Genomic DNA, 10,676 nt, shown 5'->3' on the forward strand with positions numbered 1-10,676 from the left:
AGCGACGGGATCGGGCAGGTGAACGTGGCGGTGACGCAGCTGGACCAGATGACGCAGCAGAACGCGGCGCTGGTGGAGGAGAGCGCGGCCGCCGCCGAGAGCCTCAAGGACCAGGCCCGGCGCCTGGCCGGTGTCGTGCAGGTGTTCCGGCTCGCGCCGGCCTGAGCGCGTCAGCCCAGCGCGAGCGTGAGCGCCGCGAGCGCGGCCGTCTCGGCGCGCAGCACGCGCGGCCCAAGCGTGACGGGCAGGAATCCGGCCGCGCGGGCCAGCGCATCTTCGCTCGGGCTCAGGCCCCCTTCGGGGCCGCTGAGGAAGCAGACCGGCGCCTGGGCCGGTGCCTGTGCCAAGGCGTTCGCCAGCGGCTGCGTGCCTTCGGCCAGCGAGAGCAGGCAGCGCAGCGAGGGGGGTGCCGCATCGGCGGGCGCAAGCGCCTTCAGCCATGAAGCGAAGTCGCTCACCGGGTGCACCGTGGGCACGCGGTTGCCGCCGCACTGTTCACATGCCGCCACCGCCACCGATTGCCAGTGCGCCTGTTTTTTTGTCGCACGTTCGCCACTCAAGCGCAGCACACTGTGCGAGGTGTGCAGCGGCTGCAGGCTGGCCACGCCGAGTTCAGCGGCTTTCTCCACCAGCCAGTCCATGCGCTCGTTGGCCGGCACGCCCAGCGCCAAGTGCACCGCGCGGGCGGGCTCGCGTTCGGTGGCGTGGTGCGCGCCGAGCACTACCTCCACGTCGCTGCGGCCCATGCGGGTGATGGTGGCGTCCCACTCGCCGCCCTGGCCGTTGAACAGCGTGATGGTCTGACCGGGTTGCAGGCGCAACACCTGCACGTGGCGCGCCGCGGCGGCAGGCAGCGACAGGGGCTGGCCTTCGAGCAGCGGTGCCGGGCAGTGGAAACGCGGCATGCTCAGACGCGCCCGAAGGCGTAGCCGGAAGCGGCCTGCAGGCCTTCGATCTCGTCGAGCATCTTCAGGAACGGCCCGAGCGCGCGGTAGCGGTGCGCCGTGTGGCGGATGTAGCCGATGAAGCGCGGCGCGTCGGCCAGGTACTTGGGTTTGCCGTCGCGCAGGGTGAGGCGCGCGAAGATGCCGGCCACCTTCAGGTGGCGCTGCAGGCCCATCCACTCCACGCCCCGGTAGAAAGCGCCGAAGTCGCTGTGCCAGTCCTCGAAGTCCATCAGGCCGGCCGCGCGCGCCTTTTCCCAGTAGCGCACGGTGACGTCGATCACGAAGTCCTCGTCCCAGCTCAGGAAGGCGTCGCGCATCAGGCTGGCCACGTCGTAGGTGATGGGGCCGTGTACCGCGTCCTGGAAGTCGAGCACGCCGAGCTGGCGCGCGGGTGTATCACCGGTTTGCAGCGGCAACATGAGGTTGCGCGGCATGAAGTCGCGGTGCACGTAGACCTGTGGCGCCGCGAGGTTGTGCGCGACGATGGTGTCGAAGGTCTTCTGCAGTGTCTGCGCCTGCGTGGCATCGAGCGCGAGGCCTTTGTGCTGCGCCAAGTACCAGTCGGGAAAGAGCTGCAGCTCGCGGCGCAGCAGGGCGTCGTTGTAGGGCGGCAGCACACCGGGTTTGGAGGCCAGCTGCCAGGCCAGCAGCGCGTCCAGCGCCTGCATGTAGCGCGCGTGGTTGGCCTGCGGCCTCTCGGCGTCGATGCCGTCGAGCATGGTCTGGTGGCCGAGGTCGCTCAGCAACATGAAGCCCTGCGGTTCGTCCCAAGCCAGGATCTCGGGCACCAGCAGGCCGGCCTCGCGCAGCAGACCGGCCACGTGCACGAAGGGCTGGCAGTTCTCTTGCGCCGGTGGCGCGTCCATCACGATCAGGCTGCCGCCGGCTTGCGCGTCCAGGCGCAGGTACCGGCGAAAGCTCGCGTCGGCCGAGGCGGGGCGCAGGGTGCCGGGCAGCAGGCCCAGGCGGGCGGCCAACGGCTGTATCCAGGCGTGAAAGGCGGCTTCCCGAACCGGATCGGCCCAGGTGACGGCGGGGTGGGACGGGCTCATGGAGGCGGGTGGTGGGACGTGGGTGGCCGTGCGACCTGTCCGGGTGTCGGGCAGTGGATAATCGCCCTTGATTCTACAAACCCCCTGCATCGCGGCGACTGGCCTCCGGGCCCGTTCTGGCAGCCGGACCACCGAATTCCACCCTTGAACCGCCGCACCGATCCGTTGCCCTCCAAGCGCCCGCACGGAGTCCTCGCCAACCCGCAATTCGTGGCGGCGCCTGTGGCGCGCGCGGTGCATGTGCTGCTGGCCGTGATGGCCTGGGGCGCGCTGTTCGTGCCCGGCGCCGTGCGCGCGCAGTCGGGCGATGGCGATGAAGCCACCGTGCACCTCAAGCCCAGCCGCCTGTTGCAGGAAAGTCTGCCGGAGGACGCGCGCCAGCAGGCGCCGACCTTCGTCCGGGGCGATCGCATCGAAGGGCAGACCGACAGCGTCACCACCGTCGAGGGGAATGCCGAACTGCGCCGGCATGACACCGTGATCCGTGCCGATCGGCTGGAATTCGACCAGCGCGACAGCGAGGCCAAGGCCACCGGCAACGTGCTGATCAACCGCAATGGCGATCGTTTCGAAGGTCCCGAGCTGCAGATCAACGTGGACACCTTCAAAGGCCAGTTCCAAAAACCCAATTTCAACCTGCTCAAGAACGAGGGCAAGGGCGATGCCAGCCGGCTCGATTTCCTGGACGAGGACCATGCGACAGCGCACCAGGCCCGCTACTCCACCTGCCCGCGCACGCCAGGCGCGGACTGGATGCCCGCCTGGCTGGTCCGGGCCACGCGCATCGATTTCGACAACGTGGAGGAGATGGGCACCGCCACCGGCGGGGTGCTGGAGTTCAAGGGCGTGCCCATCCTGGGCTGGCCTCGCTTCAGCTTTCCGCTGACCGACAAGCGCAAGTCGGGGCTGTTGCCGCCCACGATCAACCTGGACAACATCAACGGGCTCGAACTGACGCTGCCCTACTACCTCAACATCGCGCCCAACCTCGATGCCACGATCTACCCGACGCTGATGAGCAAGCGCGGTGTGGACCTAGGCGCCGAAGTGCGGTACTTGGAGCCGAGCTACTCGGGGCAGGTGCGCGGGGCGTTCCTGCCATCCGACCCCTTGCGCGATGCCAACCGCTGGGGCTATTCGTTGCAGCACTACCAGGGCCTCAGCAGCACCGGCCTGGGCCGGGGCTTGGGCGGCACATCGGCCCTGACGCTCAACCTCAACCGGGTGAGCGACGATGACTACTGGCGGGACTTCCCGCGTGCTGGCACGTCTTTCACCACGCGCTTGTTGGCCAACGACGTGTCCTACAGCTGGTACGGGGCGCCGTGGGCGTTTTCCGCCGGCATGCACCAATGGCAAACCTTGCAGGACGTCGAGTCACCGATCACGCCCCCGTACGACCGCCGGCCCTCCCTCTCGCTGCGATACGCCCGCAGCGATGGGCGAATCGCCGGACTGAGTGACTGGAACTATTCGGTGTTGACCGAGTACACGCGCTTCGAGTCCGATCCCCTGCTTACCCGCCAGACCAACGGCTCGCGCTCGCTGGCGATCGCCGAGCTTAGCCGCCGCTGGGAGGCACCGGGTTGGTTCTTCAAACCGCGCGCACAGCTGCACACCACGCAATACCAATTCGACAGTCCTCTGGCCGATGGCTCGCGCACCGCTTCGCGCGTGCTGCCCACGGTCAGCCTGGACGGAGGGCTCATCTTCGAGCGCGAGGCGAGCTACTTTGGCCGTGCCTTCGTTCAGACCCTGGAGCCGCGCGCCTTCTTCACCTGGACGCCCTACCGCGACCAGAGCCTGCTGCCCAACTACGACTCCGCCGCGAACGACTTCAATTTCGCGACCATCTTCTCGGAGAACGTCTTCGGCGGCAACGACCGCATCTCGGACACGCGCGCCTTCACCGTGGGCGCGAGTTCGCGCCTGCTCGATCCAGATTCCGGCGCCGAGATCGTGCGCGTCGGGCTGGCCCAGCGTTACTTGATCCGAGACCAGAACGTCTTCCTGCCCAACGCCAGCTCCCTGTCGGGTGGTGCACCGGTGACCGATCGCTTGAGCGACGTCCTGCTGGCCACGCGCGTGCAGTGGACGCCGCGCTGGACCGTCGACACCAATTTCCAGTACAGCCCGGGTGCGCGCGAGTCGGTGCGCACCACGCTGGGCGTGCGCTACATGCCCAGCCGCTACCGCGTGTTCAGCGCGGCCTACCGCGTGCAGCGCGGCAGCAGCGAGCAGTACGACTTCGGCTGGCAGTGGCCGCTCAACGACCTTTGGGAAACGCCCGCGAAAACTGGCGTCCCCGGCCGTGGCCTGGGCGCGGGCCAGTGGTACAGCGTGGGTCGCATCAACTACAGCGTGCCCGACCGCAAGGTGGTCGATCTGGTGGCGGGCTTTGAGTACGATGCCGGTTGCTGGATCGGGCGCGTCGTGCTGGAGCGGCTGCAGCGCAGCGCCTCCTCCGCCAATCAGCGTATCCTGTTCCAGCTGGAGTTCTCCGGCTTCTCCCGCCTCGGCTCCAATCCGTTGAAGACGCTGAAGGACAACGTGCCGCGCTACCAGTACCTGCGCGAAGAAATCAACCCGCCCAGCCGGTTCCAACAATATGACTGATCGCCACACCGCCCCCTCACGCCTGTCCACCTGGTTGTTGTGCGTGCCCCTGATGTGGGCCTGCACCGCCCAGGCGCAAGGCCTGCGGTCCACGGGCCAGCTCAACCTGCCGCGCAGCACCGCAGCCGCCACGCCGACCCAGCAGGGCACGGCCGATTTCATCGTCGCGCTGGTCAATTCCGAGCCGGTCACCAACAGCGAGGTGCGCCAGCGCCTGTTGCGCGTGGAGCAGCAGATCGCCCAGGAAGGCACGGCCATGCCGGCGCGCGACCTGCTGGTGCGCGAGGTGCTGGAACAGATCATCAACGAGCGGGCACAGACGCAGCAGGCGAGCGAGCTCGGCATCACGGTCGACGAAGCCGCCGTCACGCAGGCCGAACAGGCCATCGCGGCGCAGAACCAGCTCAGCCCCGACGAGCTTCGGCGCCGCCTGGCGGCCGAAGGCATCGACATCAACCGCTTCCGCAACAACCTGCGCAACCAGATCCTGTTGCAGCGCGTGCAGGAACGCCAGGTTGATTCCCGCGTTCGCGTGACCGATGCGGACATCGACGACTTCATCCGCGAGCAGCGTGGCAACAACGACCTCGCGAGCCTGGAGCTCAACCTCGCCCACGTGCTGGTGGCGGTGCCCGAGGGCGCCACGCCCGAGCGCATCCAGGAACTGCAGGCCCGCGCGCAAGGGGTGGCCGATCGGGCCCGCGCCGGTGCTGACTTCGCCCAGCTCGCGCGCGAGTCGTCCGATGCGCCCGAGCGGGCCAACGGAGGCCTGTTCGGCATGCGCCCCGCCAATCGCCTGCCCACCTTGTTCGTGGACGCCACGCGCACGCTCAACGCGGGCGGCGTGGCCGGACCGTTGCGCAGCCCGGCCGGCTTTCACGTGCTCAAGGTGATCGAGAAAAAGCAGGCGGGCATGCCCGACGCCGTCGTCACGCAGACCCGGGCGCGCCACATCCTGCTGCGCATAGGGCCGCAGCTGAGCCAGGCGGACGCGGTCGCGCGGCTTGCCGGTTTCCGCCAGCAGATCGCCAGCGGCCAGGCCAACTTCGAAGCGCTTGCGCGCGAGCACAGCCAGGACGGCTCGGCCAGCCAGGGCGGCGACCTCGGATGGGCCGGGCCGGGCATGTTCGTGCCCGAGTTCGAGCAGGCCATGAACGCCTTGCGCCCGGGCGAGATGTCGGCACCGCTGGTGTCGCGTTTCGGGGTGCACCTGATCCGCGTCGACGAGCGCCGGCAGGCCACGCTCACGCAGCGCGAACAGCGCGACATGGTGCGCGGGCTGGCGCGTGAGAAGAAGCTCGAAGACGCCTTGCGGGTCTGGACGCAGGACACGCGCAGCCGGGCCTACGTCGAGTACCGCGACCCGCCGCAGCCGTGAGGCCATTGCCGCGCGGCGCGACGCCAGCCATCGCATGAAGCACATCGCCCGCAAGCGGTTCGGCCAGCACTTCCTGACCGACAGCGCCATCATCGATGCCATCGTGGCCGCCATCGCGCCGGCGCCGGGCGACGCCATGGTCGAGATCGGGCCTGGCCTGGCCGCGCTCACGCAGCCCCTGGTGGAGCGCCTGGGCCGGTTGACGGTGATCGAGCTCGACCGCGACCTGGCCGTGCGCCTGCGCGAGCACGGCCAGCTCGACGTGATCGAGTCGGACGTGCTCAAGGTGGACTTCAGCGCGCTGGCCCAGCGGCTGGACACCGAGCGGCGCCTGCGCGTGGTGGGCAACCTGCCCTACAACATCTCCACGCCCATCCTGTTCCACCTGCTCGACCAAGTCGCGGTCGTGCAGGACCAGCACTTCATGCTGCAGAAAGAGGTGATCGACCGCATGGTGGCGCGCCCCGCCACGGCGGACTATGGCCGCCTGTCGGTGATGCTGCAGTGGCGCTACGCGATGGACAACGTGCTGTTCGTGCCGCCGGAGAGTTTCGATCCACCTCCCCGGGTGGACAGCGCCATCGTGCGCATGGTGCCGCTGGCCGCGCCGCCCGCGCTGGACGTGGCCCGCTATGGGGCGATGGTTCAGGTAGCGTTCAGCCAGCGCCGCAAGATCCTGCGCAACACCCTGGGCCGCTGGCTCGACGAACAAGGCTTCGCGGGCGACTTCGACCTGCAACGCCGGGCCGAAGAGGTGCCGGTGAGCGAATACGTCGCGCTGGCGCAGGCCACCCCCACAAAGGCATGAAAAAAGCCGCTGGGCTGCAGCGGCTTTTGGGCGAGCGGGACGACCGCGATCAGGCGGCGGCCAGCCAGTAACCCGCGTTGAACGGGCTGCTCATGCGCAGCGCCATCGGGCTCACGTCCAGGATCTTGTCGGTGGGCATGGGCTCGTCGGTCTGCACTTCGATCGGCTCTTCGCCCTTGGGCGCGCGCGCCACGGAGAACGAATAGAAGCAGCGGAACGGGATCTTTCGGTCCGACCAGTAGTCGGCGGCGTCGCGGAAGATGTCGAGCAGCTGCTCGCGCGCTTCCTTGTCGAACTTGGCGTGCGCCGGAATGTGCTCCAGCACCACGATGAAGCCGGTTTGCGGGCCCGACTTGTGGACCATGTCGGTCATGCAGTCGTAGAGCGCGTCGAAGTTCTTGCCGAAGTGCGACGGCAAGGTGTACTGGGCAGCGATCAACTCCAACACGTCCTGCTTGCTCTGGGCCTTGGCCAGGTTGGCGTACAGGAAGTGATGCCCCAGGTGCTCGGCCGCGGCCTGCAGGTCTTTCACGCCATGGGCGCGAATCGACTGAACGATGTTGGGGCGTACGTTACGAAGTGGCGTGTCCATCTCCGCGTCTCTTTCTAAGGTCAAAGTTAAAAATCCGTTCACACCACCGAAGGTTCACTGCACGATCAGCCGAAAGCTGCTGTAGTGGTCTTCGGTGTAATAACACGCTTCAGGGGCCCGGGGCTTCAACCCGCCACACACGATCCGCCGGGCTCCCCGGTGGTTCAGACCCGGCGTGGGCACCGTGTATTCCCGGTAGTACCCGCGCTTCTCGCTGGGCAGAAGGCGTTCGCGGTTGCCGAACACCGAGCCGTCCTTGTCGTATCGGAAGGGCCCGCCTTGCCGGATCTGGTTCATCACGTCCTGACCTTGCGGCGGCAGTCCCGTGACCACCACCGACGCGGCACCCGGATCGGACCATGAAGCATTCGGGGCGCGGGCCTGCACCGCAATGGTGCCCAATACCGCCGCCAGAACGGCGGCGAGGGCCACTCCCCTGGCCTTCCCGACACGAGCCCGGATCTGTTTCAGACCCATGAAATTCCCAGCTCCTGAAGACATCAACCCGCCGCCAGCACCTTCTGAAAGCAATGCCAAAGCATTATTTTGCGTCGCACTGGAGGGCGGGTTAACCCTGAAATCCAAGCGCGCTAGTGTGCCTGAGCCGGGGGGAAAAAGCAAGCGCCTGCTGAAATATTCAGCAAATCTCCGCGCCGAGAATGTGTGTAAAAGTTAGCGCTTGCTTGTTTGGGAGGCGTCAACGCGAGACGTTGGCATCTGCCACGGTGAGGGCTGTCATGTTGACGATGCGACGCACGGTGGCGCTGGCGGTGAGGATGTGCACCGGTTTGTCGGCCCCCAGCAGCACCGGCCCGACTGCGATGTTGCCGCCCGCCGCGGTCTTGAGCAGGTTGTAGGCGATGTTGGCGGCATCGATGTTGGGCAGCACCAGCAGGTTGGCGGGGCCCTTCAGCGTGGAGTTGGGCATCAGGGTGTGGCGCGCGTTGGGGTCCAGTGCCACATCTCCGTGCATTTCGCCGTCGGCCTCCAGCCAGGGCGCCTGCTCGCGCAGCAGCGCCAGCGTGCGGCGCATCTTGATGGCGCTGGGTTCGTCGCTGGAGCCGAAGTTGGAGTGAGACAGCAGGGCCGCCTTGGGTTGCAGGCCGAAGCGCAGCATTTCCTCGGCCGCCATCACCGTGATCTCGCACAACTCTTCGGGCGTGGGGTCGTAGTTGACGTGTGTGTCGACCAGGAACACCTGGCGGCCGGGCAGCATGAGGCCGTTCATGCAGGCGTAGATGCGCACGTCCTGGGCGGTGCTGGGGCTGCCGCCCTCGCGCTTGCCGATCACCTGGTCGATGTACTTCAGGTGGTGCTGGGTGGAGCCCCAGGTGCCGCAGATCAGGCCGTCCACCTCGCCCTTGTGCAGCAGCATGGCGCCGATCAGCGTGAGGCGCCGGCGCATCTCGATCTTGGCGAGCTGCTGGGTCACGCCCTTGCGCTCGGTCATGCGGTGGTAGGTCTGCCAGAAGTCGCGGTAGCGGTCGTCCTGCTCGACGTTGACGACGTCGTAGTCCAGTTCCTCGCGCAGGCGCAGGCCGAACTTCTCGATGCGCTGGGCGATGATGGCCGGGCGGCCGATCAGCGTGGGACGGGCCAGGCCTTCGTCCACCACGATCTGGCAGGCGCGCAGCACCCGTTCTTCTTCGCCTTCGGCGTAGGCCACGCGCTTGCGGGCCGCGGCCTTCGCCGCCGAGAAGATCGGCTTCATGATGGTGCCCGAGGCGAACACGAAGCTCTGCAGCTTCTCGCGGTAGGCCGCCATGTCGGGCACCGGCCGCTGGGCCACGCCGCTGTCGACCGCGGCCTGCGCCACGGCCGGCGCGATCTTCATCATCAGGCGCGGGTCGAACGGCTTGGGGATCAGGTACTCGGGGCCGAAGGCCAGCTTCTCGCCGGCATAGGCCGCCGCGACCACCTCGCTCTGCTCGGCCTGCGCCAGCTCGGCAATGGCGTGCACCGCGGCGATCTCCATCTCATCGGTGATCGTGGAGGCGCCCGCGTCGAGCGCGCCGCGGAAGATGTAGGGGAAGCACAGGACGTTGTTGACCTGGTTCGGGTAGTCGGTGCGGCCCGTGGCCATGATGACGTCGTTGCGCACCGCGTGCGCGTCCTCGGGCGCGATCTCGGGATTCGGGTTGGCCAGCGCGAAGATCACCGGCTTGGCCGCCATCGACGCCACCATCTCGGGCTTGAGCACGCCGCCGGCCGAGAGGCCGAGGAACACATCGGCGCCGACGATCACTTCGGCGAGCTTGCGCTTGTCGGTCTTCTGCATGTACTGGCGCTTGTCGTCGTCCATGAGTTCCTCTCGGCCCTCATAGACCACCCCGGCCAGGTCGGTGACGAACACGTTCTCGCGCTTGAGCCCGACCTTGAGCAGCAGGTTCAGGCAGGCCAGCGCCGCCGCGCCCGCGCCCGAGGTCACCAGCTTGACCTGACCGATGTCCTTGCCCGCGACCTTCAGGCCGTTGAGCATCGCCGCCGCCACCGTGATGGCCGTGCCATGCTGGTCATCGTGGAACACGGGGATCTTCATGCGCTTGCGCAGTTCGCGCTCGACGTAGAAGCAGTCCGGCGCCTTGATGTCCTCGAGGTTGATCGCGCCGAAGGTCGGCTCCAGCGCGGCGATCACTTCGACCAGCTTCACCGGGTCCTTCTCGTTGATCTCGATGTCGAACACGTCGACACCGGCGAACTTCTTGAAGAGCACGCCCTTGCCTTCCATCACCGGCTTGGCCGCCAGCGGGCCGATGTCGCCTAGGCCGAGCACGGCGGTGCCGTTGGTGATGACCGCCACGAGGTTGCCGCGGGCGGTGTACTTGTAGGCGTTGACCGGGTTGGCCACGATCTCTTCGCAGGGCGCCGCCACACCGGGCGAGTAGGCCAGGGCGAGGTCGCGCTGGTTGGTGAGCTGCTTGGTGGCGGCGATCGACACCTTGCCGGGGACTGGGAACTCGTGGTATTCGAGGGCGGCTCGGCGCAGCTCGGCGCGCTTGTTCTCAGGGCTGTTTTCCATGCTCATGCTCTTGTCTCCAGCGGGTCGTTATCTTGCGATGCGGAAAGGAATTGCGCATTCTAAAGCGCCGGGCGGGAAAACCCTAGTGAGTGAAACCGCGTAAAGCGTTCGGGTGCCTGTGACTTTTGGGGAAGGAATGGCAAAGGCCAACACCCCCAGCCGCAGTATGCGGCAGCGATTTCGCCCGATGCGGGCCGGGCAGGGAAAGTCAGGAGGGGGAAAGCCCTGCGGTGCTCAGGCAGCGGCGGCTTGGGCGGGCAGGGT

The 10,676-nt window shown here is 67.5% G+C and carries 8 protein-coding genes and 2 pseudogenes; 5 read left to right on the plus strand and 5 right to left on the minus strand.

Annotation, left to right across the window (positions count from 1 at the left end; all coding sequences use genetic code 11):
- A pseudogene (locus AC3WPZ_RS26225) lies at positions 1-165 on the plus strand (methyl-accepting chemotaxis protein); the annotation flags it as partial.
- A 5-nt stretch (positions 166-170) separates the two neighbouring features.
- On the opposite strand, the gene AC3WPZ_RS26230 reads toward AC3WPZ_RS26225, so the two are convergent.
- Both AC3WPZ_RS26230 and AC3WPZ_RS26235 read right to left on the minus strand, forming a co-directional pair.
- Complete coding sequence (locus AC3WPZ_RS26230; protein WP_492442310.1) at positions 171-905, minus strand: 16S rRNA (uracil(1498)-N(3))-methyltransferase; 735 nt, start codon at positions 903-905, stop codon at positions 171-173.
- A 2-nt stretch (positions 906-907) separates the two neighbouring features.
- Positions 908-1,999, minus strand: coding sequence for an aminoglycoside phosphotransferase family protein (locus tag AC3WPZ_RS26235; protein WP_492442312.1), 1,092 nt, complete (start codon positions 1,997-1,999; stop codon positions 908-910).
- Between the two features lie 255 nt (positions 2,000-2,254).
- Here AC3WPZ_RS26235 and AC3WPZ_RS26240 point away from each other — a divergent pair, with 255 nt between their 5' ends.
- Genes AC3WPZ_RS26240 through rsmA form a run of 3 tightly spaced genes read left to right on the plus strand, consistent with a single transcriptional unit; the run spans position 2,255 to position 6,801 of the window.
- Positions 2,255-4,615, plus strand: coding sequence for an LPS-assembly protein LptD (locus AC3WPZ_RS26240; RefSeq protein WP_492442316.1), 2,361 nt, complete (start codon positions 2,255-2,257; stop codon positions 4,613-4,615).
- Entirely contained in the window at positions 4,608-5,993 is a 1,386-nt protein-coding gene (locus AC3WPZ_RS26245; protein WP_492442314.1) for a peptidylprolyl isomerase, read from the plus strand. Before AC3WPZ_RS26240 ends, AC3WPZ_RS26245 begins: the two co-directional genes overlap by 8 nt.
- Before the next feature lie 34 nt (positions 5,994-6,027).
- Positions 6,028-6,801 carry a 16S rRNA (adenine(1518)-N(6)/adenine(1519)-N(6))-dimethyltransferase RsmA gene (gene rsmA, locus AC3WPZ_RS26250; protein ID WP_382322356.1) on the plus strand — a complete coding sequence of 258 codons (774 nt, stop codon included), beginning with the start codon at positions 6,028-6,030 and terminating at the stop codon, positions 6,799-6,801.
- A 196-nt stretch (positions 6,802-6,997) separates the two neighbouring features.
- On the opposite strand, the pseudogene AC3WPZ_RS26255 reads toward rsmA, so the two are convergent.
- Both AC3WPZ_RS26255 and AC3WPZ_RS26260 read right to left on the minus strand, forming a co-directional pair.
- A pseudogene (locus tag AC3WPZ_RS26255) lies at positions 6,998-7,393 on the minus strand (barstar family protein); the annotation flags it as partial.
- Between the two features lie 54 nt (positions 7,394-7,447).
- Positions 7,448-7,870 (minus strand): guanyl-specific ribonuclease, encoded by a 423-nt coding sequence (locus AC3WPZ_RS26260; protein ID WP_382152827.1) that lies wholly within the window; start codon positions 7,868-7,870, stop codon positions 7,448-7,450.
- Here AC3WPZ_RS26260 and AC3WPZ_RS26265 point away from each other — a divergent pair.
- Positions 7,869-8,069 carry a hypothetical protein gene (locus AC3WPZ_RS26265; protein WP_382322355.1) on the plus strand — a complete coding sequence of 67 codons (201 nt, stop codon included), beginning with the start codon at positions 7,869-7,871 and terminating at the stop codon, positions 8,067-8,069. The two genes, AC3WPZ_RS26260 and AC3WPZ_RS26265, sit on opposite strands and share 2 nt — an antisense overlap.
- A gap of 21 nt (positions 8,070-8,090) precedes the next feature.
- Here AC3WPZ_RS26265 and AC3WPZ_RS26270 read toward each other — a convergent pair whose 3' ends face one another.
- Complete coding sequence (locus AC3WPZ_RS26270; protein WP_382322354.1) at positions 8,091-10,418, minus strand: NADP-dependent malic enzyme; 2,328 nt, start codon at positions 10,416-10,418, stop codon at positions 8,091-8,093.
- Positions 10,419-10,676 lie beyond the last annotated feature (258 nt).

It is taken from the genome of Hydrogenophaga sp. FW305-3-2-15-A-LB1 (assembly GCF_058787875.1).

Coding starts and splice junctions, on each gene's coding strand:
- AC3WPZ_RS26230 (WP_492442310.1), bottom strand. CDS start 905: ATGCCGCGTTTCCACTGCCCGGCACCGCTGCTCGAAGGCCAGCCCCTG.
- AC3WPZ_RS26235 (WP_492442312.1), bottom strand. CDS start 1,999: ATGAGCCCGTCCCACCCCGCCGTCACCTGGGCCGATCCGGTTCGGGAA.
- AC3WPZ_RS26240 (WP_492442316.1), top strand. CDS start 2,255: ATGGCCTGGGGCGCGCTGTTCGTGCCCGGCGCCGTGCGCGCGCAGTCG.
- AC3WPZ_RS26245 (WP_492442314.1), top strand. CDS start 4,608: ATGACTGATCGCCACACCGCCCCCTCACGCCTGTCCACCTGGTTGTTG.
- rsmA (WP_382322356.1), top strand. CDS start 6,028: ATGAAGCACATCGCCCGCAAGCGGTTCGGCCAGCACTTCCTGACCGAC.
- AC3WPZ_RS26265 (WP_382322355.1), top strand. CDS start 7,869: ATGAAATTCCCAGCTCCTGAAGACATCAACCCGCCGCCAGCACCTTCT.
- AC3WPZ_RS26260 (WP_382152827.1), bottom strand. CDS start 7,870: ATGGGTCTGAAACAGATCCGGGCTCGTGTCGGGAAGGCCAGGGGAGTG.
- AC3WPZ_RS26270 (WP_382322354.1), bottom strand. CDS start 10,418: ATGAGCATGGAAAACAGCCCTGAGAACAAGCGCGCCGAGCTGCGCCGA.